Annotated in this window: 20 protein-coding genes; 15 read left to right on the plus strand and 5 right to left on the minus strand. The window is 66.2% G+C overall.

What is annotated here, in order from left to right; translation table 11 throughout:
• Positions 1-10: 10 nt before the first annotated feature.
• Both ACQY8M_RS33535 and ACQY8M_RS33540 read left to right on the plus strand, forming a co-directional pair.
• Positions 11-895, plus strand: coding sequence for a dienelactone hydrolase family protein (locus tag ACQY8M_RS33535; RefSeq protein WP_428665594.1), 885 nt, complete (start codon positions 11-13; stop codon positions 893-895).
• Positions 892-1,920, plus strand: coding sequence for a histone deacetylase family protein (locus tag ACQY8M_RS33540; RefSeq protein WP_428665597.1), 1,029 nt, complete (start codon positions 892-894; stop codon positions 1,918-1,920). The genes ACQY8M_RS33535 and ACQY8M_RS33540 overlap by 4 nt, the downstream gene beginning before the upstream one ends.
• Here the strand turns inward: ACQY8M_RS33540 and ACQY8M_RS33545 are convergent.
• Entirely contained in the window at positions 1,917-2,930 is a 1,014-nt protein-coding gene (locus ACQY8M_RS33545; protein WP_428665600.1) for a DUF4331 family protein, read from the minus strand. The two genes, ACQY8M_RS33540 and ACQY8M_RS33545, sit on opposite strands and share 4 nt — an antisense overlap.
• A gap of 195 nt (positions 2,931-3,125) precedes the next feature.
• Here ACQY8M_RS33545 and ACQY8M_RS33550 point away from each other — a divergent pair, with 195 nt between their 5' ends.
• The 7 genes from ACQY8M_RS33550 to ACQY8M_RS33580 all read left to right on the plus strand — a co-directional run bounded on the left by ACQY8M_RS33550 (position 3,126) and on the right by ACQY8M_RS33580 (position 8,392).
• Entirely contained in the window at positions 3,126-3,881 is a 756-nt protein-coding gene (locus ACQY8M_RS33550) for a FadR/GntR family transcriptional regulator (RefSeq protein WP_428665603.1), read from the plus strand.
• Positions 3,878-4,324 (plus strand): ribose 5-phosphate isomerase B, encoded by a 447-nt coding sequence (gene rpiB / locus ACQY8M_RS33555; protein ID WP_428665606.1) that lies wholly within the window; start codon positions 3,878-3,880, stop codon positions 4,322-4,324. Before ACQY8M_RS33550 ends, rpiB begins: the two co-directional genes overlap by 4 nt.
• 28 nt (positions 4,325-4,352) lie before the next feature.
• On the plus strand, positions 4,353-5,141 hold the full coding sequence (locus ACQY8M_RS33560) for a transporter substrate-binding domain-containing protein (RefSeq protein WP_428665608.1): 789 nt from the start codon (positions 4,353-4,355) through the stop codon (positions 5,139-5,141).
• Positions 5,142-5,149: 8 nt separating this feature from the next.
• Positions 5,150-5,938, plus strand: coding sequence for a transporter substrate-binding domain-containing protein (locus ACQY8M_RS33565; protein WP_428665611.1), 789 nt, complete (start codon positions 5,150-5,152; stop codon positions 5,936-5,938).
• A 360-nt stretch (positions 5,939-6,298) separates the two neighbouring features.
• Entirely contained in the window at positions 6,299-6,982 is a 684-nt protein-coding gene (locus ACQY8M_RS33570; RefSeq protein WP_428665614.1) for an amino acid ABC transporter permease, read from the plus strand.
• Complete coding sequence (locus ACQY8M_RS33575) at positions 6,982-7,626, plus strand: amino acid ABC transporter permease (RefSeq protein WP_428675570.1); 645 nt, start codon at positions 6,982-6,984, stop codon at positions 7,624-7,626. Before ACQY8M_RS33570 ends, ACQY8M_RS33575 begins: the two co-directional genes overlap by 1 nt.
• Positions 7,613-8,392, plus strand: a complete 780-nt coding sequence (locus ACQY8M_RS33580; protein WP_428665617.1) for an amino acid ABC transporter ATP-binding protein — start codon at positions 7,613-7,615, stop codon at positions 8,390-8,392. The genes ACQY8M_RS33575 and ACQY8M_RS33580 overlap by 14 nt, the downstream gene beginning before the upstream one ends.
• Positions 8,393-8,401: 9 nt before the next feature.
• On the opposite strand, the gene ACQY8M_RS33585 is transcribed toward ACQY8M_RS33580, so the two are convergent.
• Positions 8,402-9,241, minus strand: coding sequence for an MBL fold metallo-hydrolase (locus ACQY8M_RS33585; protein ID WP_428665620.1), 840 nt, complete (start codon positions 9,239-9,241; stop codon positions 8,402-8,404).
• A gap of 253 nt (positions 9,242-9,494) precedes the next feature.
• Positions 9,495-9,755, minus strand: coding sequence for a DUF433 domain-containing protein (locus ACQY8M_RS33590; RefSeq protein WP_428665623.1), 261 nt, complete (start codon positions 9,753-9,755; stop codon positions 9,495-9,497).
• Positions 9,756-9,857: 102 nt separating this feature from the next.
• On the opposite strand from ACQY8M_RS33590, the gene ACQY8M_RS33595 reads away from it, so the two are divergent.
• From ACQY8M_RS33595 to ACQY8M_RS33610, 4 genes are all read left to right on the plus strand, one after another.
• Entirely contained in the window at positions 9,858-10,667 is an 810-nt protein-coding gene (locus ACQY8M_RS33595; RefSeq protein ID WP_428665626.1) for an ImuA family protein, read from the plus strand.
• Positions 10,585-12,216, plus strand: a complete 1,632-nt coding sequence (locus tag ACQY8M_RS33600; protein WP_428665628.1) for a Y-family DNA polymerase — start codon at positions 10,585-10,587, stop codon at positions 12,214-12,216. Before ACQY8M_RS33595 ends, ACQY8M_RS33600 begins: the two co-directional genes overlap by 83 nt.
• Positions 12,217-12,391: 175 nt before the next feature.
• The gene (locus ACQY8M_RS33605; RefSeq protein ID WP_428665631.1) at positions 12,392-15,679 is read left to right on the plus strand and encodes an error-prone DNA polymerase; all 3,288 of its coding nucleotides are present in this window, start codon (positions 12,392-12,394) and stop codon (positions 15,677-15,679) included.
• A gap of 62 nt (positions 15,680-15,741) precedes the next feature.
• Positions 15,742-15,879, plus strand: coding sequence for a hypothetical protein (locus ACQY8M_RS33610; RefSeq protein ID WP_428665634.1), 138 nt, complete (start codon positions 15,742-15,744; stop codon positions 15,877-15,879).
• Here the strand turns inward: ACQY8M_RS33610 and ACQY8M_RS33615 are convergent.
• Both ACQY8M_RS33615 and ACQY8M_RS33620 read right to left on the minus strand, forming a co-directional pair.
• A complete protein-coding gene (locus ACQY8M_RS33615) occupies positions 15,864-16,976 on the minus strand; it encodes a serine hydrolase domain-containing protein (protein ID WP_428665636.1) in 1,113 nt (370 codons plus the stop codon). The genes ACQY8M_RS33610 and ACQY8M_RS33615 overlap by 16 nt on opposite strands.
• Positions 16,977-16,997: 21 nt before the next feature.
• Positions 16,998-19,469, minus strand: a complete 2,472-nt coding sequence (locus tag ACQY8M_RS33620; RefSeq protein WP_428665639.1) for a ligase-associated DNA damage response DEXH box helicase — start codon at positions 19,467-19,469, stop codon at positions 16,998-17,000.
• Between the two features lie 58 nt (positions 19,470-19,527).
• Here ACQY8M_RS33620 and ACQY8M_RS33625 point away from each other — a divergent pair, with 58 nt between their 5' ends.
• On the plus strand, positions 19,528-20,835 hold the full coding sequence (locus tag ACQY8M_RS33625) for a radical SAM protein (RefSeq protein ID WP_428665641.1): 1,308 nt from the start codon (positions 19,528-19,530) through the stop codon (positions 20,833-20,835).
• Positions 20,836-21,010: 175 nt separating this feature from the next.
• Positions 21,011-22,030: a ligase-associated DNA damage response exonuclease gene (locus ACQY8M_RS33630; protein WP_428665644.1), complete on the plus strand. Its 1,020-nt coding sequence runs from the start codon at positions 21,011-21,013 to the stop codon at positions 22,028-22,030.
• Positions 22,031-22,074 lie beyond the last annotated feature (44 nt).

Below are 22,074 nucleotides of genomic sequence, written 5' to 3' on the forward strand. Positions count from 1 at the left end.
GGAGGCGGTCATGGACGGGCACGTAAGGCAGCACGACTGGATCGATCAGCGCGTCTTCGACCTCTACGACGAGTATTGCCACGGCCGCATGGACCGCCGCGCCTTCCTTTATCAGGCGGCACGGGTCGCCGGCGGCCTCGCGATGGCGCAGGCCCTGATGCCGCGCTACGCCAACGCCCAGACCATCTCCTTCACCGACGAACGTATCAAGGCGCAGTACGTCACCTATCCGTCGCCGGGCGGCAGCTCGGGCACGATGCGCGGCTATCTCGTGCAGCCCAAGGGCAACGGGCCATTCCCGAGCGTTGTGGTAATCCACGAGAATCGCGGTCTCAATCCCTATATCGAGGATGTCGTGCGGCGCGCCGCCATCGACGGCTTTCTCGCCCTGGCGCCCGATGGCCTGTCCCCGGTCGGCGGCTATCCCGGCAACGACGACGATGGCCGCGAGCTGCAGGCCAAGCTCGACCAGGCCAAGCTGCGCACCGACATGCTGAACAGCGCCAGGTACCTGAAGGCTCATGCGCTCTCGTCCGGCAAGCTGGGCGTCACCGGCTTCTGCTGGGGCGGCGGCACGACGAACTTCCTCGCCGCCACGATGGGCGCCGACCTGCAGGCCGCCGTGCCCTATTACGGCGCCGCACCGCCGATAACGGCGGTGCCGCAAATCAAGGCGCCGCTGCTGATCCAGCTCGCCGAGAACGACGAGCGCATCAATGCGATGTATCCGGACTTCGAGAAGGCGCTGAAGGAAATCAACGCGCCTTACGAGAAATACACCTATCCCGGCACGCAGCACGGCTTCCACAACAACTCGACGCCGCGCTACCAGGAAGCGGCCGCCAAGCTCTCCTGGGAGCGCACGATCGCCCACTTCAAGAAGAATCTCGCTTGAAAATCGTCTACTCCGACAAGCACGCCGCGCACGACCCGCAGACCTTCGTCGTGCGCGGCGTGAAGCAACGCAGCGCCGAGCAGCCCGAGCGGGCCACCCGCCTGCTCGCAGCGGCGAAGGGCGCAAAGCACGAGGTGATCGCGCCGCGGACATATGGCGCGGCACCGGCCGCGTCGGTCCACACGCCCGAATACCTCGACTTCCTGCGAACCATCGCGCAGGAATGGGCGACGCTGCCCAACGCGTCGGCGGAGGTCGTGCCCAACGTCCATCCCGCGCGCTATCCGGCAACCTATCCCAAGGCGCTGGCCGGCCGTGCCGGCTGGCATCAGGTCGATCTTGCCTGCCCGATCGGGCCTGGCACCTGGGACGCCGCCCTCGCGGCTACCGAGGTGGCGACCACCGCTGCCGATATCGTGCTGGAGGGCGCGCGCGACGCCTACGCACTTTGCCGGCCGCCTGGTCATCACGCCTATGCCGACATGGCCGGCGGCTTCTGCTTCCTGAACAATACCGCAATCGCCGCGCAGCGCCTGCGCGGCAGGCACGAGCGCGTGGCGATCCTCGATGTCGACGTGCATCACGGCAACGGCACGCAAGGCATCTTCTTCGAACGCCCTGACGTGCTGACCGTCTCGATCCATGCTGATCCGTCGAACTACTACCCTTACTTCTGGGGCCATGCGCACGAAACCGGCGCGGGCAAAGGCGAAGGCTTCAACCTCAACCTGCCGCAGCCGATCGGTTCGGGCGATGCGCCATGGCTCGCCGCCGGCGATACGGCGCTCGCCCGAATCAAGGCCTTCGCGCCCACCGCGCTGGTCGTCGCGCTGGGGCTCGATGCCAGCGAAAGCGACCCGCTCCAGGGCCTGAAAGTCACCGGCGCGGGCTTCCACGCCATGGCCGGCAAGATCGCCTCTCTCGGCCTGCCGACCGTGCTGGTCCAGGAAGGCGGCTATCTCAGCGACGACCTCGGCCAGAACCTCGTTCAGTTCCTTTCGGGTTTCGAAAAGGGCCGCGTCTAGTTCTTCTTCTCGTGCGGCGGGCCGAGATAGGGAAAGACCTTGAGCGTGTCGGTATGCGGGCTCAACCCGTCCGGCGGGCATGCGCCTTTGGTCAGGAAGGCCAGCCGGAAGTCGATCACGTCGTCGGTGAAGACACGACCGTTGGGATACTTTGCCGGCCGCGTGGGATCGAAGCTCAGCACGTCCGGCAGAATGCCGTGGGCGTCGATTGCGGCGATCGCCTCCTCGCGCGTGTAATCGCCGGTGTGTCCCATCAGATGGATGAACATCTCCAGCCAGCGCTCGCGGTCGTTGACCGGCTCGCTGGCATTGTATTCCTCCTTGGTATCGTCGGTGTTGAAGAAGCTCGAGACCGACGGGTGACCGGCGCGGTCGACATGGAGCAACTTGCCGTCCTGCCTCAGGCTGCAGCGGCCCCAGATGCGGATGGTCTTGCCGCCGAGCTCGCTGGTCGGCAGCTCGACCGCCGTCGAGAATACGTTGGCCTCGGTGTTCGAATCGACCCCGGTCCACGGCGACTTGCCGGGGGTGAGGTGTGGCTCGGTGAAGTTCCGCTTGCCGCGCGTGTCGAACAGATTCTTGATGCCGTCGAAATCGAAGAAGAACGCATCGCTGCGCGTGCCCCAGAAGAAGCTGTAGCCGCCCGCCTCGACGATGTTCGGCCGCGCGCCGAACGAGACCTCGGCATCGGAGACGATCTTTGTCCCCACAGGCTCGGGTGAGCGCGCCTCGGCACCCTTGGCCAGGTAGACACTCGCGGTCTGCCGGCCGTCCTTCACCGGAGAGAACACATAGCTGAACGCGATGTCAGTCAGGAGATCGCCGTCGGTGTCGATATTGACCCGGTAGATGGCATCCGGATGGAAGCCGTCGGCTGACGGATTCGCGTTGAGGATGATCGCCGTCCGCCCCGGATCAGCCGGCGACTGGAAGGCGTAGAGATCGCAAAGGTCGAGTCGTTGATCGCCCAGCGGCGGACCAAGGCTCAAGCCGGTGAAATGGTTCGACATCCGTCTCTCCGTTCTCTGGAGCGCCGAGCCTATCAGCTCGCGCGGCCGCCGAGCCTCACTCTTGCCATTCAACATTGCAGCTTGACGACAGTCGCGGCGTGGATGGCCAGATCGCGGTTTGGGACATGTATTCGCATTTCGAAACCGGGCGCTGGTCAGACCAGCTGCCCAACCGTAGAGTGGTCTGACCACGGCATGACCAAAATCGACATCAAGAAGCCGGACCTGGAGGAGTCACAGAGCGGCGCCGCACGCGTGCTCACTTTCTTCCGCGACCGCCTGCTCACCGGGGAGCTCAAGGCCGGCGACCGGCTGCTGCCCGAGCGCGAGCTGGCGGCGGCACTCGACGTCAGCCGGCCAGTGCTGCGCGAGGCGCTGCGGTCGCTGGCCATGCTCGGCCTGCTCGACATCCAGCACGGCCGCGGCGCGTTCGTGCGCAGCGCCGACGCCTCGGTGCTGGGCCAGGCGCTGACGCTCTGCCTGGCGCCGGAACCCAACATCCTGGACGACGTGCTGCAGGCGCGCATCGCCATCGAATGCCAGGCGATTCGCCTCGCGTGCGAGCGCGCCAGCGAGCGCGACCTGCAGGCGATCGCGGTCACGCTCGACACCCTGGTCGGCTCGCTCGACGATCCCGAGCGCGGCGGCGGAGCGGACTACGCCTTCCATCTCGCCATCGTGCGAGCGAGCGCCAGCGCCTCTCTGATGAAGATCTACGAGGCGATCTCGCCGCTCCTGATGCGCAGCCATGTCGAGCGCCGGCGCGACACGTTCCGCGAGCCCGCCATCACCTCGGGCCTCGTCGACGCGCATCGCCACGTGTTCCTGTCGCTGGCGAACCGCGATCCCGATGCGGCAGAGCGCGGCCTGCGCGACCATTTCGCGATCGGCGACGATCTGCGCCGCCGCAACCTGATCTCCGCCTACCAGCCCAGAAGGAAGCGCTCATGAAAATCGTCGTCGGCTCGGACCATGCCGGCTTTCCGATGAAAGCCGACCTGCTCGCCTTCCTGCGGGACAAGGGCCACGAGGTGCTCGATGTCGGCTCGTACGATCCCGAGCCGGTCGACTTTCCCGACGTCGCCCGCAAGGTCGCCGCGGCGATCACCTCGGGCGAGGCCGAACGCGGCCTGATGATCTGCGGCACCGGCGTCGGCGCCTCGATCGGCGCCAACAAGATGAAGGGTATCCGCGCCGCGGTGTGCCACGACGTGCATTCCGCTCATCAGTGCGTCGAGCACGACGACGTCAACGTGATGTGCATCGGCGCCCAGATCGTCGGCCCCTGGCTCGCCAAGGATCTGATCGCGGCCTACCTCGATGCCAAGTTCTCGACGGCGGAGGAATTCCGCCGCCGCGTCGCCAAGCTCGCCGATATGGATGCGGGCCGCTAAAGTTCAGGAAAAGCAACCGGAGGAAACGATGAAGACAATTGTGATGGCGGCCCTGGCCGTCGCGGCGATGGTGGGCGCGAGCCATGTCGCCAATGCCGACGCCCTCGACGACATCAAGAAGTCGGGCAAGATCCGCATCGCCATCGATCTCGGCGTGCCGCCCTACGGCATGACCGACGCGCAGATGCAGCCCACCGGGCTCGACGTCGAAGCCGGCAAGATGCTGGCCAAGGATTGGGGCCTGCAGTTCGAGCACGTCCCGACTACCGGCGCCACGCGCATTCCCTCGCTGCAGACCGGCAAGGCCGATCTCGTGATCTCCAGCCTGTCCTACACGGCGGAGCGTGCCAAGGTGATCGACTTTTCGCAGGGCTACGCGGTGTTGCGCACCGTGATCGCCGCGCCGAAGTCAGTGAACGTCAAGAGCCTGGCCGATCTCGACGGGAAGACGGTCGGCACGGTGCGCGGCACGACGCACGACACCCAGCTCACCAAGGAAGCCCCCAAGGGCATGAAGCTTGTGCGCTACGAGGACGATGCCACCGAAGGGCAGGCGTTCCTCAGCGGCCAGGTCGACATCTTCTCGACGGCCGAGATGCTCGTGCCGCAGCTCGACAAGAAGAACCCGGCCCGTCAGGTCGAGGTCAAGTTCGTGCTCGACAACTTCAAGCTCTGCATCGGCATCAAGAAGGACGAGAAGCGGCTGCTCGAGGAAGTCAACAAGTGGGTCCTCGCAAACATCAAGAACGGCAGGCTGAACGAGCTGAACAAGAAGTACTTCGGCACCGACCTGCCCGAACTGATCGTCAAGCAATAGGCCCGGCCATGAAGTCAGTATTCGCGAGCGCCCTGATCGCCCTGATCTCGCTCGTCACCGTCGCGCACGCCGACACGCTCGACGACATCCGGAAAGCCGGCAAGGTCAGGATCGCCATCGACACTGCGATCCCGCCTTTCGGCATGACCGACGACAAGATGCAGCCGGCCGGCTCGGACATCGACACCGCGCAGCTGTTGGCCAAGGATCTGGGCGTCCAGCTCGAGATCGTGACCACGACCGGGCCGACACGTATTCCGATCCTGCAGACCAGCAAGGCCGACCTCGTGGTGTCGACCCTGTCGATCACGCCCGACCGCGCCAAGGTGATCGATTTCTCGATCCCCTATGCCGACCACCCGTCGGTCGTGGGCGCGCTGAAGGGTATGACTCTCTCCAGCTACGCCGACCTCGCCGGCAAGAAAGTCGCTGTCGTGCGCGGCACGACGCAGGACACCGACCTCACGCGCGAGGCCAAGGGCGCACAGCTCGTGCGCTACGAAGACGACGCCACGATGGCGCTCGCCTTTGCCTCGGGCCAGGTCGACATTCTGGCGACGGCACGGTCACTGTTGCCGGCGATCAGCAAGAAGAATCCCGCGCGCATCGCCGAGTCGCAGATCACGATGCAGACCAACTATCTCGCGATCGGCATGCGCAAGAACGAGCCGGCGCTCAAAGCGTGGGTCGACAACTGGGTAAAAACCAACCTGCAGAACGGCAAGCTCGGCGCGATCTACAAGAAGTGGCACGGCGTCGACATCCCGGTCGACCAGCTGCTCAAGGTCGGCGGATGATTTCTTCGCTGGGAGCGCGGGTCTCCGGACCCGCTCATGAACCTGAGCGGGTCTGGAGACCCGCGCCCATAGGCGCCTGCTTTGGCTACAATCGCCACCTCACCCTGAGAGCTTGTGAACAAATCGCCTTGGCGACTCAAAGATGATCTCACCACCTACTTGCCTCACCCTGAGGAGCGCAGCGCAGCGGAGCGTCTCGAAGGGTGGCAACAGGCGCGGCGCCGATGCGTCTCATGATCTGGGCGGCTCTGTCCTTCGGGTTGCCATCCTTCGAGACGCTTCGCTGCGCTGCGCTCCTCAGGATGAGGTCATGTTGGTCTGCCAACCGAAGGTAGCGCCTATGAGACCCGCGCTCCCGGCATGAGCTACAAGTTCGATTTCTCGTTCCTGGCCGAGAGATGGCCGGACTTCGTCGCGGGCGCCTGGCTCACCGTCCAGCTCACCGTGGTGTCGATCGCGCTCGGGCTCGCGGTCGGCACGGTGTGCGCGTTGCTGCGCGTCTACGGCAACCGCTGGGTCAGGGCTCCCGTAAGCTTCTATGTCGAGCTGATCCGCAACACGCCGCTGCTGGTCCAGATCTTCATCGTCTATTTCGGCCTGTCGAGCCTCGGCCTGAAGCTCTCCGCCGAGGTCTCGGCCGTGATCGCGCTGGTCGTGAACATGGGCGCCTACACGACGGAGATCATGCGGGCCGGCATCCAGTCGATCCAGCGCACCCAGCTCGAGGCAGCCGACTGCCTCGGCCTGACGCGGCTGCAGACCATCGTCCACGTCGTGCTGCTGCCGGCGATGGAGCGCGTCTACCCCGCGCTGTCGAGCCAGTTCGTGCTGCTGATGCTCGCCTCGTCGATCACCTCGCAGATCTCGACCGAGGAGCTGACCGCCACCGCCAACCTCGTGCAGTCCGACACCTATCGGAGCTTCGAGGTCTACATCATCGTGGCCGTCGTCTATCTCGCTTTGTCGGTGCTCTACCGCTTCGCCTTCTGGCTGATCGGGCTGGTGCTGTTCGCGCGCAAGCGCAAGCTTGGTACTGCGCTGTGATCCAGCTCAACGCCAACCACTTCCTCTACCTGCTCGAGGCCGCACGGTGGACCCTGCTGCTGTCGCTGATTGCCTTCGTCGGCGGCTCGGTGGTCGGCCTCGGACTTGCTCTGCTGCGCGTGTCCAAGATCGGAGTGCTGCGCGCCCTTGCCAGCGGTTACATCCAGATCATCCAGGGCACGCCGCTTCTGATCGTGCTGTTCCTGTCGTATTTCGGGCTCGGCATCATGGGCTACAAGCTGGTGCCGATCGTCGCCGCCGGCCTGTCTCTCACGCTCTACGCCGCGGCCTTCCTCGGCGAGATCTGGCGCGGCTGCATCGAGGCAGTGCCGCGCACCCAGTGGGAAGCATCGGACTGCCTCGGACTCAATCGCTTCCAGCAGTATGCCTACGTGATCCTGCCGCAGTCGGTGAAGCTCGCCATCCCGCCCACGGTGGGGTTCATGGTACAGATCGTGAAGAACACGTCGCTCGCCTCGGTGATCGGCTTCGTCGAGCTGGCGCGCGCGGGCCAGATCGTCAACAACTCGACCTTCGAGCCGTTCACGATCTTCACCGTTGTCGCCGCGATCTATTTCGCGATGTGCTACCCGCTGTCGCTCGCGGCACGCGCGCTCGAGAGGAAAGCCAATGCCGGCCGCTGAAGGGATACGCGAGGTGCCGAAGGAAGCGCCGGGAGAAGCGATCGTCCAGATCAAGGATGTCGTGAAGGAATTCGGCCCGCTGCGCGTGCTCGACGGCGTGAGCTTCGATATAGCCCGCGGGCAGGTCGTGGCCATCGTCGGCCGGAGCGGCTCGGGCAAAAGCACCCTGCTGCGCTGCATCGCCGGCCTGGAGACGACTCAGGGCGGCGCGATCACGGTGTGCGGCCATGCGGTCGGCCGTCCGGGCAGCGCCGCGCGCGCCCAGCTCCGACGCGACGTCGGCATGGTGTTCCAGAGCTACAATCTCTTTCCGCACCTCACCGTCGAGCGGAACATCACGCTCGCGCTCATCCTGGTAAAGAAGCAGTCGCGCGACGCCGCCCTCGCCAAGGCGGCCGAGGTGCTTGCGATGGTCGGGCTGACCGACAAGCGCACCGCCTATCCCGAGCAGCTCTCCGGCGGCCAGCAACAGAGGGTCGCGATCGCCCGCTCGCTGGCGCTGTCGCCACAGGTCATGCTGTTCGACGAGGTGACCTCCGCGCTCGATCCCGAGCTCACCTCCGAGGTGCTGGCGGTGATGGAGGATCTCGCGCGGCGCGGCATGACCATGATCACCGTCACGCACGAGATGGGCTTCGCACGCCGCGTCGCCGACCTCGTGGTCTTCATGCACAAGGGCAAGGTGTGGGAGAGCGGCCCGACCGCCGAGCTGTTCGCGAAGCCAAGGACCGCCGAATTCACCCAGTTCGTCTCGAGCGAGCTGTAGATCGGGGCGTCAGCCGCCGCCCTCGCCGGCGACGGCGATCACCGTCAGCTTCTCGGGCAGCTCCTCCTTCACGACCTCGATGCTGCGCTTGTCCGGCCACACGAAGTCGGCATCGAGCGGTGCCATCAGGCCCACGAAGCGGTCGAGCTGGTACTTGCCCCAGTAGTGCATCGGCAGCACGATCTTCGGGTCGATCGACTTGATGACATCGGCCATGAACGGCACGCCCATGGTGAAGGAGCCGTCGATCGGCACCATCAGCACATCGATACGGCCGATCTCCTCGAGATGCTCCCTGGTCAGGCGATGATGCAGGTGGCCGAGATGGGCGATGCAGAGGTCGCCGACCGAGTAGATGAAGATCGAGTTGCCGTTGATGCGCGCCGTGCTGCCGCCCCAGTCGCGCGCGTTGGTCGGCACGTTCCACACCCGCATGTCCTTGAGCCGGACATCGTGCTTGGCTTCGGTCTGGCCGGGCTCGGGCCAACCTTTCAGGACGAAGGTGATGCCGTCCTCCGGCTCGTCGGTGAAATGCGTGCTGTGCGCGTTGTTCATCGTGACGATGTCGGGGTGGCGGCCGAAGCCGTTGACGCCGTTGTAGTCGGTGATCGCCCGCACCCCTTCCGGCGTGTCGATCTGGTAGCTGGCATGGCCGACGAAGGTGATGACCGCGCGATTGGGCGAGGGCTCGCCGTTGCCTGAGGCGAGCTGCGCCCCGTCGAGCGAGGCGACGTGCGTGCCGGGCCCCAGCCGTTCGACCAGGTTCTTCGAGCAGCGCGCCAAGGCTGGGCCGGCCAGCAAGGCAACGGTGGCGGCGATCAGGGCGGCAGCGGAAAAGCGAAGCGACATCGGACGTTCCTCACGACCTGACGATTAGCTGACGCAGTACAGTCGCAAGCATCGTGCCGCTGCGCAATTCGTCGAACTGTTCCCGGATCTGATCCAAGCTTCACGTGGGGCATGTTTTCCAAACGTCAGGCAAAGGGCGCGGAAGTCAGCGTCCTTTGTCCAACCATGTAGTCATGGTCGCGGGCAAAGGTGGAAATCGTAGCGTCGTCCGACTGCCCCAGACCGAGGCTCAGATTTTCGTCGAAGAGCAGCTTCACGCAGGCTGGGGAGTCGAGCCGCGTTCCCGCTCACGCTCGGCTGCATAGGCGAGACACGCCAGAATGTCTTCGCGTTCCAAATAAGGGAAGTCGGCAAGGACCTCGTCAATGCTCATGTCGGCAGCCAGATATTCGAGCACATCGGCTACAGATATGCGCATGCCCCGCACACAAGGCTTTCCGCCGAGCTTGCCGGGTTCAACAGTGATGCGGGAACGCCAGTCGGACATTGCAGAAAGATAGGCTGAAAAAGTCACTCTAGCACCTCCTACCCCCTCGATTGACTCTCCTTATCCAAGGGAATAGAACAAACACAGAACATTTGTTATCCCCAACCCTGACACCGGATCGAGGGGGCGATGCCCGTCATTTCCCCGCATGCTTTTGCTTCCCCCGTCGCCAACGACCGCGGGAGTCCCGTCCCGCCCACCTTGCGCGAGCAGGTGCGCCGGCTGGAGCGCGCCCACAGCACCCAGCACGCCGGCCGCGCGGCTGCCCCGCTGGGCGTGCCGGAGATCGACCGGCTGCTGCCCGACGGCGGCCTGCTGACCGGCGCCTTGCATGAGATCGAAGCGGGTCCGTCGCCCTCCGGCCGCGTCGCCGCTCATGACGGCGCGGCGCTGGCCTTCGCCGCCTTCCTGATCGGCCGGCTGGGCCCCGGCACCCTGCTGTGGTGCCGCCAGCCCTCGGGTGCCGCCGACGCACCGCCCTATGCGCCGGCGCTGGCCGCCTGGGTCGATCCGGCCCGGCTGCTGATGGTCACGGCGCGGCGCGACGAGGATCTGTTCTGGGCGATGGAAGAAGGGCTGCGCACGCCCGGCATCGCCGCCGTCGTCGGGGAGACCCGCGCCGCCGACCCCACCGCCGGCCGCCGCCTGTCGCTCGCGGCGGAGAAGAACGGCGTGCCCGTGCTGCTGCTGCGCGCCCAGCCGGCACCGCCGCAAAGCGTTTGCGCGACACGCTGGCGGGTGGCCTCGATACCTTCGCCCGAGTTCGACCGTCCGCGATGGCGGGTCGAGCTGCGGCGCAACCGTTTCGGCAAGCCCTCGGTCGAAGAGATGCCATCCTGGCTCCTGGAGTGGAACGATGAAGCGCGTTGTCTCTCTGTGGTTCCCCAAGCTCTCGACCGATCGGCTGGCGCGCCTCAACGCGAAAGACTGGTCGGCTAGGGCTGCCGCCACCGTCGTCTGGCGCGACAGTTGCCCGCGGCTCGCGGCGGTCAACCCGCATGCCCGCGCCGCCGGCCTGCGCCCGTACATGCGGCTGGCCGATTCACGGACCCTCGTGCCCGACCTCGTCACCCTGCCGATCGAGCCGCTGGCCGACCGCCACCTGATCGAGACGCTTGCCAACTGGTGCGACCGCTATACGCCGTGGGTCGCGATCGATCCGCTGGGCGACGCCATGGCCGAGGAAAGTGCCGAGGCCTGCGCCACCGGCGGCTTCGGCGGCGACGCGGGCCTACTGCTCGACGTCACCGGCTGTGGCCATCTCTTCGGTTCCGGCGAGGCGGGCGAGCGCGCGCTGCTGGCCGATCTGGTCCAGCGCCTGAGCCGGCACGACTTCGCCTGCCGCGCCGCGATGGCCGACACGGCGGGTGCGGCCTGGGCGCTGGCCCGCTTCGCCGAGACGCAGGCCGCCCTGTTCTGTCCGGTCAACGGCCAGCGCGATGCACTCGCCGCGCTGCCGGTCGACGGATTGCGACTCGACAAGCCGATCCTCGAGACCTTCCTGAAGCTCGGCCTGCGCCGCATCGGCGATCTCTACCCGCTGCCGCGCGCGCCGCTGTCGCGCCGCTTCGGCGACCAGCCGCTCACCCGCCTCGACCAGGCGCTCGGCAAGGTCGACGAGGCGATCGAGCCGCGCCGGCCGCCACCCGCCTTCCGCACGCGGCTTTCCTTCGCCGAGCCGATCGGCCGGCCCGAGGACATCGCCGCCGTGACCAGCCGCTTGCTCGCCGCGCTCTGCCAGCAGTTCGAGCAGGCGAGCGTCGGCGCCCGCAAGCTCGAGATCGCGCTCTACAGGGTCGACGGCTCGGTCGACCGTACCGCCATCGGCACCAGCCGGCCCAACCGCGACAACCCGAAGCTGATGAAGCTGTTCGAGCAGAAGCTCGGCGAGCTCGATCCCGGCTTCGGCGTCGAGCTGATGATCCTGTCGGCACCCGAGGTCGAGACCTGGACCGGCGCGCAGGACATGCTGCCCGAGACGGCGCCGATCACGGCCAATCCGCTGGGCGAGGATGGCACGATCGATCTCGCCGATCGGCTGGCGCTGCGCCTGGGCGCGGGCAACGTCGTGCGCCTGCTGCCGCGCGACAGCCACATCCCCGAACGCGTGCAGACCACGGCGCCGATCTCCGCCCCCGCGGCACCGGCCGGCGCCTGGGCACGCGTCGCCTCGATGAAGGGGATTCGCCCGACGCGGCTGCTGCAGCGGCCCGAGCTGGTCGAAGCCATGGCCGAGGTGCCCGACGAGCCGCCGCGCCGCTTCGTCTGGCGCCGCCACTCCCATCGCCTCGTGCGCATCGAAGGCCCCGAACGCATCGCCGACGAATGGTGGCGGCCGCGCCCCGGCGGCAAGATCATGCCGCCCAACATCATCCCGCCGGTGCGCGACTATTACCGCGTCGAGGACGACGACGGCGGCCGCTTCTGGTTGTTCCGCGACGGCCCGCTGAACGGCGCCCATTGGTACCTGCACGGCTTTTGTGCGTGATTTTGGAATTGTGGGAGCAACGACCATGGGGACCGTCACCATCCGCAACCTGCGTTAGTACCTATGAAACATAGATCCCTCGCTGCGCTCGGGATGACAACAATGGTGTCATCCCGAGCGCAACGAGGGATTCTTTAGCAAGTCAGCAAGGGCGAGACTCCAAAAAATAGAACCCATGCCGTACGCCGAGCTTCAGGTCACGACCAACTACAGCTTCCTGCGCGGCGGCTCGCATCCGGGCGAGCTGGTCTGGCGTGCGATCGAGCTCGGCCATGACGCGATCGGCATCGCCGACCGCAACACCCTGGCCGGTGTGGTGCGGGCCTATTCGGCGATCCGGGATTATTACGACGAGCATCCCGCCCCGGAAGAGCAATGGATCAAGCTTCTCGTCGGCGCGCGGCTGGAGACGCGGGACGGTTATTCCCTGCTCGCCTATCCGATCGATGTCGAAGGCTACAAGCGCCTGTCGCGCCTGCTGACCGCCGGCAATCGCCGTGCGGTGAAGGGAGAATGCGATCTCACCTTCGACGATCTGGTGGAGTACTCGGAAGGCCTGATCGCCATCGTCCTGCCGCCGCGCGACATCGACAATCCGGCGTTCCACGACCGGCTGCGCAAGCTCGCCCGCCTGTACGGCGACCGCTGCTACCTCGCCGGCACCATGCTGTTCCGCGGCGACGATGCGCGGCGCCTTGCCGCTCTCGACGCTCTCGCCACCCGGATGAAGATGGGCTTCGTCGCCACCAACGACGTGCACTATCACATCCCCGATCGCCGCGCGTTGCAGGACGTCGTCACCGCGATTCGCCTCGGCTGCACTGTCGAGGAGCTGGGCTTCCACCGCTTCGCCTCGGCCGAGCGACATCTCAAGGCGCCGGAAGAGATGCACCGCCTCTTCCGCAAGCATCCGCATGCCGTCGAGCGCATCCGGGAAATCGTCGACCGCTGCCGATTCTCGCTGAAGGACCTGCGCTACCAGTACCCGGCCGTCTATGAAGGCGGCGAGACGCCGATGCAGAAGCTGGCGCGGCTGACCTGGAAAGGCGCCGCCTGGCGCTATCCGCAGGGAGTGCCCGACAAGGTCACCCGGACGATCCGGCACGAGTTCGCGCTGATCGAGAAAAAGCAGATCGCGCAATACTTCCTGACCGTGCACGAGATCGTCGAGCAGGCGCGAGCGATGGAGATCCTTTGCCAGGGTCGCGGCTCCGCCGCCAATTCCGCCGTCTGCTATTGCCTTGGCATCACCGAGGTCAATCCCAACGAGCACGAGGTTCTCTTCGAGCGCTTCCTGTCCAACGCACGCGACGAGCCGCCCGACATCGATGTCGATTTCGAGCACGAGCGGCGCGAGGACGTGATCCAGTGGATCTACGAGAAGTGGAGCCGCAATCGGGTCGCGCTTGCCGCCACGGTCATTTCCTATCGCAGCCGCAGCGCCATCCGCGATGTCGGCAAGGCCCTCGGCCTCTCCACCGACACGCTGGGCGTGATGGCGAACACGGTCTGGGGCAGCGGCGGGCACGGCGTCAATCACGGGCATGTGCGGGAAGCGGGTCTCGACCTCGACGATGCGCGGCTCGCGCTGGCGCTCGAGCTGTCGGCGACGCTGTGCGGCTTTCCGCGTCATCTTTCGCAGCATGTCGGCGGCTTCGTGCTGACCGAGGATCGCCTCGACGAGCTGATCCCGATCCAGAACGCAGCAATGGAGGATCGCACCGTCGTCGAATGGGACAAGGACGATCTCGATGCGCTCGGGATCTACAAGATCGACGTGCTGGCGCTCGGCATGCTGACCTGCCTGCGCAAGTCCTTCGAGATGATCAGGCAGCATTACGGCCAGCGCCACACCCTTGCCATGGAGCCGGACGACCCGGCTGTCTACGACATGCTGTGCCAGGCCGATTCGGTCGGCGTGTTCCAGGTCGAGAGCCGCGCGCAGATGTCGATGCTGCCGCGCCTCAAGCCGCGGGAATATTACGACCTCGTCGTCGAGGTCGCGATCGTGCGGCCGGGTCCCATCCAGGGCGGCATGGTGCATCCTTACCTGAAGAATCGCGCCCGGGATCCGGGAGAGATCGAGTACCCCGGGAAGCTCCGCAAGATCCTGGAGAGGACGCGAGGCGTGCCGCTGTTCCAGGAGCAGGCGATGCAGATCGCCATCGACTGCGCGGGCTTCCTGCCAGCCAAGGCCGACAAGCTGCGGCGGGCGATGGCAACGTTCCGCCGCTCCGGCACCATCCACAAGCTGAAGGAGGATTTCATCCAGGGGATGATCGACAACGAATACGAGAAGGAGTTCGCCGAGCGCTGCTTCAAGCAGATCGAGGGCTTCGGCGAGTACGGTTTCCCGGAGAGCCACGCCGCGAGCTTCGCGATCCTGGTCTACGTCTCGTCGTGGGTGAAGTGGTACTTCCCAGAGGTCTTCGCCGCCGCCCTGCTCAACTCCCAGCCGATGGGCTTCTACGCGCCGGCACAGCTCGTGCGCGATGCGCGCGAGCACAAGGTCGAGGTGCGGCCGCCCGACGTGAATGCCAGCGAGTGGGATTGCACCTTGGAGAAGACCGACGGCCAGCGCCGTGCCTTGCGTCTCGGTTTTCGCCAGGTCACCGGCCTCAGGGAAGCCGACCTGAAGCGCATGGTCGAGCGGCGCACCACACCCTATCGCGATCCGGCCGACCTGTGGCGGCGCGGCGGGCTGAGCAAGCGCCAGATTCTGGCGCTGGCGCGCGCCGACGCCTTCGCCTCGATGGGACTCACGCGGCGCGACGTGCTGTGGGCGGTGCGGGCCTTCTCCGAAGCGTCCTTGCCTTTGTTCGACGCGCGCCCGCCGGTTCGCGACCGCGAACCGGCGGTCAGCTTGCCGAAGCTCACCATGGGCGAGCAGGTGGTCGACGACTATTCGACGATCTCGATGTCGCTGCGCGCCCATCCGTTGCAACTGTTGCGGCCGATGCTGTCGGAGCGGCGCATGTCTCACTCCGAAAGGTTGCGGGAGGCGCGCAACGGCGATCGCTTCGCCCTGGCCGGCCTCGTGCTGGTGCGGCAGCGTCCCGGCACCGCATCGGGCGTGGTGTTCGTCACGCTGGAGGACGAGTTCGGGATCGCCAACCTCGTGGTCTGGCCCAAGGTCTTCGAGGCGCATCGCCGGATCGTCATGGGCGCGCGCCTGCTCGCCGCCAGCGGCGCCGTGCAGCGCGAAGGGATCGTGATCCATCTCGTCGTCGAACGCCTGTGGGACTGGTCGGCCGACCTCGACCACATCGCCGATCTCGACGGCCACTTCGAGCTGCGCACGGGCCGCGGCGACCAGGCTCGTTCCTCGACGCCCGACCCGCGCGACGAACCCAAGCCCCGGCCCGGCCCGCACAAGCCGCCCGCGAAGAAGCCGCCCTACGACCGCAGCCGCATCATCTTCGACCGGCCGCAGATCAAGATCGCCTCGCGCGACTTCCATTGATCCAGATCAACGCAACCCTCCCTCCGACACCGCAGCTTGCGGCCGTCAAATCGGAGGAGAAAATGACGACCAACGAATTCTATTATCTGGCGCTCGTGCTCGCCAGCTTTGCTGCCTTCTCGGTGGGCGTGGGCTGGTCGATGATCCAATATCGGGCGTGGGTCAGGAAGACAGGGCGGCGGATTCAAAGCGCGGAATAGACCGCCCGCTCGAAGTTCTCGAACGCGGCCACCGCCTTGGGGTCATAGAACGGCAGGAGTTGTGTGGCCCATACGCCGGTCACCTTCTTCACCGGGTCGATCCAGTAGTAGGAGTTGGCGAGGCCGCCCCAGGCAAGGCTGCCCGCCGCACGGCGGCCAGGAAATTCCGTCGGGTTGATCATGAAGGAAAGGCCCCACTTCATGCCGTCGACGAAGTCGAGGTCAGTGCTGAGGTTGGGTAGCTGGCTCTTGAGCGGCCGGCAAAGCACGCCCTCCTCCATCGAGTTCTCCGCCATCAGCCTCACGGTCTCGGGCTTCAGGATCGGTCCGCCGCCCGCCAGCAGAGCTTGGGTGAACTTGAGGTAATCGCTCACGGTCGAATAGAGCCCGCCGCCACCCATGTGGAACTCGGGCGACTGCGGGATTTCGTGGTCGACGGCCGCGATGCCGTTCACGCCGCGCGTATGCATGCACGCCTTGCGCAGGCGCTGCGCCGGGCCGATCGCGAAGCCGGTATCGGCCATTCCGAGCGGCATGAAGAGCTTCTCGGTCATGTAGCGATCGAGCCGCTGGCCGCTCGCCGCCTCGACCATCTTGCCCACCCAGTCGATCGAGATGCCGTACTCCCAGCGCTCGCCCGGCTCGGCGAGCAGCGGCGTGGTGAGCGCCGCGTTCTGGCACGAGCCGATCGCCGGAATCCCCGTCGCATGGCGATACTTCATCACCTCGGCATTCCAGGTGTCGTAGCCTAGGCCCGAGGTGTGCGTCAGCAGATGACGGAGCGTGATCGGCCGCCGGGGCTTGCGCATGATCGGCTTGCCCGACGCATCGAAGCCTTCGAGCACCCCTTTGGTCGCGAGCTCTGGAACGATGTCGGACGCCGCGCTGTCGAGGGTGAGCTTGCCGCGCTCGACGAGCTGCATGGCGGCGGCACCCGTCACCGCCTTGGTCATCGACGCGATCCAGATCACGCTGTCGGACCGCAACAGGCCGGCGCCCCCCTCGAAGATCACGCCCTTGTCGGTCGCCGCAGCCGCAGCCACGCCCGGCAGATCGCCGGCGTCGACGGCATCATTCAATGTCTTCGCGATATCCATCGTTCCCCCGTTTGCCCGAGCCTACGCCAGCCGCGTCGCCTCATCGATCAGTTCCTGCGCGGCCATGTCGAGCAGCTCGTCCTCCGCCGTGCCGTCGAGCACCCTCTCCTTACCGATCTCGAGCAGCACCGGCACCGCAAGCGGTGAGATGCGGTCGAGCCGGCGATACTCTATGCGGCCCTTCGCGCGCCGCAGAAGATCGCCGAGCCGCCGGAGGTCGGCGAGCTGGTGCGCCGCATCCTGGCGCGTCGCGCGCAGCAGGATGTGGTCGGGCTCGTGCTTGCGCAGCGCGTCGTAGATCAGGTCCGAGCTGAAGGTCACCTGGCGGCGCGACTTCTCCTCGCCCGGGAAGCGGCGCTCGATCAGTCCGGCGATCACCGCCACGTTGCGGAACGAGCGTCTCAGCATGGTCGATTCGTCCATCCACGCCTCGAGATCGTCGCCCAGCATGTCCTCGTCGAACAGCTGGTCGATCTGCAACTGGGTCGGCGGCCGCAGGCCCCAGATGCCGAGCACGTAATCGGTGGCGACGAAACCCAGCGGCTTCAGCCCCATGCGTTCCATGCGCCGGGTCAGCAGCATGCCGAGCGTCTGGTGCGCGTTCCGCCCTTCGAAGCAGTAGGCGACGATGAACTGCCGGCTGCCGCGCGGAAAGCCCTCGACCAGCAGCATGTCCTTCCGCGGCAGGCCCGAGCGCCATTTCTGGATGTCGAGCCATTGGCGCACCTCGGCCGGCAGCTTGGGATGCTTCGACGGGTCTTGCAGAATCCCACGTACCCGATCGGCGAGAAAGGTCGAAAGCGGCAGGCGTCCGCCGCCATAGGCCGGCACCTTGGGATCGCCTGTGGTCGCCAGCGAGCATTGCGCGACCAGCTCCTTCACGCCCTCGAAGCGCAGCAGGCGGCCCGCGAAGACGAATGTGTCGCCCGGCACCAGCGCCTGGATGAACGACTCCTCGACCTCGCCCAGCATCGGCCCGCGGCGCAGCTTCACCTTCAGGAGCGGCAGCTCGACGATGGTGCCGACATTCATGCGGAACTGCCGCGCCACCATTGGCGACGACAGCATCCACCGGCCGTTGGGCAGCTCCTTCAGCCGGTGCCATTTCTCATAGGCCGCCAGCGCATAGCCGCCCGTCGCCACGAAATCGAACGTGTCGTCGAAATCCTTGCGCGGCAGGTCGCGATAGGGCTGGGCGCGGCGCACCTCGTGGAAGAAGGCCTCGCGATCGATCGGCTGGGCGCAGGCGGTGCCGACGATGTGCTGCGCCAGCACGTCGAGGCAAGCCGGCCGCGGCGGATCGCCGTCGAGCTCGCGCGCCTCGATCGCTTCCAGCGCCGCGAGCGACTCCAGCACCTCGAAACGGTTGGCCGGCGCGATCATGGCGCGGCTCGACTCGTCGAGCCGGTGGTTGGCGCGGCCGATGCGCTGCATCAGCCGGCTCACGCCCTTGGGCGCGCCCATCTGGATCACCAGGTCGACATTGCCCCAGTCGATGCCGAGATCGAGCGACGAGGTCGCGACCACCGCGCGCAGCTTGCCCGCGGCCATTGCCGCCTCGACCCGGCGGCGCTGCTCGGTGGCGAGCGAGCCGTGATGCAGGCCGATCGCCAGAGTGTCGTCGTTGATGCGCCATAGCCCGTCGAAGACCAGTTCCGCCTGCGCCCGGGTATTCACGAACACGATCGAGGTCTGGTGCTGGCGGATGATGTTGTAGACCTCGGGCACCGCATGCTGGCCCATATGGCCGCCCCACGGCAGCCGCTCGTGGGCGTCGATGATCGTCACTCTGGGCGGCGCACCGGGCTCACCCTGGACGATCTCGACAGTTTCCCCGTCGCGCAGGCGCAGGAAGTCGGCGAGCACCGGCGGATCGGCGACCGTGGCCGACAGCCCGACGAAGCGGGCCGCGGGCGACACCGCCGCCAGCCGCGCCAGGCAGAGCGCCAGATGATGGCCGCGCTTGGAGGTCGCGAAGGAATGCAGCTCGTCGATGATCACGCAGCGCAGGCTGGCGAAGAACTTCTCGGCGTCGGGATAGGACAGCAGCAGCGCCAGCGACTCCGGTGTGGTCATCAGCAGGTCCGGCGGCCGCTCGCGCTGGCGCAGCCGCCGGCTCTGCGGCGTATCGCCGGTCCGGCTCTCGGCGCGCACCGGCAACTGCATCTCGGCGATCGGCGCGTCGAGGTTGCGGCGGATGTCGGTCGCGAGCGCCTTCAGCGGCGAGATGTAGAGCGTGTGCAGCTCACCCATGCCCTTGGCGTGGGCAAGGTCCTTGCCGGCGCGGCGGCGCTCGGTGAGCTCGACGAGGGACGGCAGGAAACCGGCCAGCGTCTTGCCACCGCCGGTCGGCGCGATCAGCAGCGCGCTCCTGCCCTCGCGGGCGAGCTCGACGAGGGCGAGCTGGTGCCGCCGGGGCGTCCAGCCGCGGCCCTCGAACCAGCGCGCGAACAGGTCGGGAAGCTCCACGGTCCGATCGATGTTTCCGGGCATTTCAGCCTGTTTTGGCACCGAGTTGACACCCCGCGCCACATTCGGGAAAGGTTTTGGCGTGTCCGACCTTGCATTGCCCTACGTCTTGGCGCCAATCACCGATCCGGTGCTCGAGCGCGTCAAGTACGACAATTTCCTCGTGTCGTTGAGGAATCGCAGGGAACGCGTCACGCTGCTGGAGTCCAAGCCGTTCGACCTGACGATGGATCTGACGTCCATCTGCCACCTCAAGTGCCCCTATTGCTCTACCGGAAACGGCACGCTCAAGCGGCAGAAATCCATCATGAAGGAGGATCTCTACCTCGACCTCATGCGCCGGGTCGGCGAGAGCTGCTTCCTGATGTGGTACTTCAGCAACGGCGAGCCGCTTCTTCACAAGAGATTCGCCGAGCTGGTCGGATCCGTGCAGCATCAGCAGGTTTTCTCGATCATCTCGACGAACCTCAGCCTGGAATTGTCGGATACCGCCCTTCGCCAGCTTGTGGCGAGCGGTCTCGGCATGATCAGCGTCTCTCTCGATGGCGCAACAGCGGAGACATACTCCCTGTACCGTCGCGGGGGCGACTTCGACCTGGTTGTCCGCAACATGCGGCGCCTCGTGGAACTCAAGAGGGAGCTGGGCCTGACCTATCCCCTCATCGAGTGGCGCTTCCTGCGCTTCCAGCACAACGAGCACGAGGAGAAGGCGGCCCGGAAACTTGCCGCGGACATCGGCGTCGATCTGCTGGAATTCTGGCCGGGGGGCGCGCCGCCTGCAGAGTCCCGTCGGAAAGAGGGTGTCTACAGATCCACCAAACCGTTGGCCGGTCCCGCGATATCCGGTCCGGCGCTGGCCAGGCTCGCAGCGCATCAGCGCGCGACACGGAAGCTGGCTCGCATGGTTCCCAAGTTCATTGCCGGAGGCGAAGTGGAGATCGAGAGCGTCACGCGCAAGTGTGACTGGCTCTATTTCAGCGGCATGATTCACCCGAGCGGCCGGATCGGGCCCTGTTGCGTTTCCAACGATGAGGTCGACGACTTCGCCGAAACCTTCGAGCAGCTCGGCCCTGTCGACGGGGCGTTCAACAGTGCCAAGCACGTCGAAGCCCGGAACATGTTCGCCACCGGAGCGATCTCCCGGACTGTCTGCCAGAAATGCCCTCAACCGCGGGCTCAGCACTATCAGTTCAGGATGAAGCTGCGCGCCATTCTCCGCAATGCTCCCGACTGGGCGGTTCGCCTCCTGGCAAAGGAGCCGGAGACCTACTTTCTACCCGAAGACAAAATTCTCGTCCCTGAAGTCGGTGCCTTGATGAGGCTTGAGAGCTGGGCACATTCCAAGCGGTTCTGGAATATGGACTGGCGCGCCTGGCGGGCATCTCCATAACGGACCGGCCACAATACGAGTTGTCCCAGCCGATCGCCGGCGGCCTGAGCTGCGGTTCCGTTCCCGGCCTCTCGCGGCTCGGCCGGACTGGGACCAGGAGGGCAAAAGTCATTCTCGACGATAGGCAGGCGGGCCCGGAGCCCCCATATCCGGCCGGCATGTTGGCTCCCGCTCGATGACTGACACCCCGAATCCCCGCTCGTGGCTCTATCCGACTGCGCGTGGCCTCTATTGTGAACCCGGCGACTTCTATGTCGATCCCGCGGTAGCGGTCCCGCGCGCGATCATCACGCATGGCCATGGCGACCATGCCCGACCGGGCCATCGCAATGCCCTGGCCACTCCCGAGACACTGGCCATCATGCGTGCCCGTTTTCAGGACATGCCCGATACCGTCCAACAGCCGCTGAAATACGGCGAAAGCGTGAAGGCAGGCGACGTCGACGTTGGCCTTGTGCCTGCCGGCCATATCCTCGGGTCGGCGCAGGCCGTTCTCGAATACAAGGGACAGCGCATCGTGGTTTCGGGCGACTACAAGCGCCGGCCGGACGCGACCTGCCCTCCGTTCGAACCGGTGCCGTGCGACGTCTTCATCACCGAGGCGACCTTTGCCCTGCCGGTGTTCCATCATCCCTCCGACGCCGGGGAGATCGGAAAGCTGCTGCGTTCGATCGAGACCTTTCCCGAGCGCACTCACCTGGTGGGCGTCTATGCCCTGGGCAAGTGCCAGCGCGTGATCAAGCTCCTGCGCGCCGCGGGCTACGACAAGCGGATCTGGATTCACGGCGCGCTCGCTTCGCTGTGCAAGCTCTATCAGGATCATGGGGTCGATCTCGGCGACATCGCTTTGGTGTCGGATGCGGTCCTCGAAACCTTCAAGGGCGCCATCGTGCTCTGTCCGCCGTCGGCCATCGCCGACCGCTGGTCGCGCCGCTTCTTCGATCCCATTCCCTCGATGGCGTCGGGTTGGATGGGCGTGCGTGCCCGCGCTCGACAGCGCGGTGCAGAGCTTCCGCTCATCATCTCCGATCATGCCGACTGGGGCGAGCTGACCCAGACGCTCAAGGATGTCGGCGCGCCAAAGGTCTGGGTGACCCACGGCCGCGAGGAAGCGCTGGTGGCCTACGCACGCTCGATCGGAATCGATGCCGAAGCGCTGCATCTCACCGGCCGCGAGGAAGAGGACGAGACGTGAGCCCGTCTCTTCTCACCCTCATGCTCCTCTCCCCCAATCGTGGG

The organism is Reyranella sp. (assembly GCF_965279465.1).
Classification (GTDB): domain Bacteria; phylum Pseudomonadota; class Alphaproteobacteria; order Reyranellales; family Reyranellaceae; genus Reyranella.

Bases quoted from the DNA above. Each gene is read 5' to 3' on its own strand.
- ACQY8M_RS33570 (WP_428665614.1), top strand. From the start codon at position 6,299: ATGAGCTACAAGTTCGATTTCTCGTTCCTGGCCGAGAGATGGCCGGAC.
- ACQY8M_RS33565 (WP_428665611.1), top strand. From the start codon at position 5,150: ATGAAGTCAGTATTCGCGAGCGCCCTGATCGCCCTGATCTCGCTCGTC.
- rpiB (WP_428665606.1), top strand. From the start codon at position 3,878: ATGAAAATCGTCGTCGGCTCGGACCATGCCGGCTTTCCGATGAAAGCC.
- ACQY8M_RS33600 (WP_428665628.1), top strand. From the start codon at position 10,585: ATGAAGCGCGTTGTCTCTCTGTGGTTCCCCAAGCTCTCGACCGATCGG.
- ACQY8M_RS33550 (WP_428665603.1), top strand. From the start codon at position 3,126: ATGACCAAAATCGACATCAAGAAGCCGGACCTGGAGGAGTCACAGAGC.
- ACQY8M_RS33560 (WP_428665608.1), top strand. From the start codon at position 4,353: ATGAAGACAATTGTGATGGCGGCCCTGGCCGTCGCGGCGATGGTGGGC.
- ACQY8M_RS33595 (WP_428665626.1), top strand. From the start codon at position 9,858: ATGCCCGTCATTTCCCCGCATGCTTTTGCTTCCCCCGTCGCCAACGAC.
- ACQY8M_RS33585 (WP_428665620.1), bottom strand. From the start codon at position 9,241: ATGTCGCTTCGCTTTTCCGCTGCCGCCCTGATCGCCGCCACCGTTGCC.
- ACQY8M_RS33580 (WP_428665617.1), top strand. From the start codon at position 7,613: ATGCCGGCCGCTGAAGGGATACGCGAGGTGCCGAAGGAAGCGCCGGGA.
- ACQY8M_RS33545 (WP_428665600.1), bottom strand. From the start codon at position 2,930: ATGTCGAACCATTTCACCGGCTTGAGCCTTGGTCCGCCGCTGGGCGAT.
- ACQY8M_RS33630 (WP_428665644.1), top strand. From the start codon at position 21,011: ATGACTGACACCCCGAATCCCCGCTCGTGGCTCTATCCGACTGCGCGT.
- ACQY8M_RS33615 (WP_428665636.1), bottom strand. From the start codon at position 16,976: ATGGATATCGCGAAGACATTGAATGATGCCGTCGACGCCGGCGATCTG.
- ACQY8M_RS33535 (WP_428665594.1), top strand. From the start codon at position 11: ATGGACGGGCACGTAAGGCAGCACGACTGGATCGATCAGCGCGTCTTC.
- ACQY8M_RS33605 (WP_428665631.1), top strand. From the start codon at position 12,392: ATGCCGTACGCCGAGCTTCAGGTCACGACCAACTACAGCTTCCTGCGC.
- ACQY8M_RS33610 (WP_428665634.1), top strand. From the start codon at position 15,742: ATGACGACCAACGAATTCTATTATCTGGCGCTCGTGCTCGCCAGCTTT.
- ACQY8M_RS33620 (WP_428665639.1), bottom strand. From the start codon at position 19,469: ATGCCCGGAAACATCGATCGGACCGTGGAGCTTCCCGACCTGTTCGCG.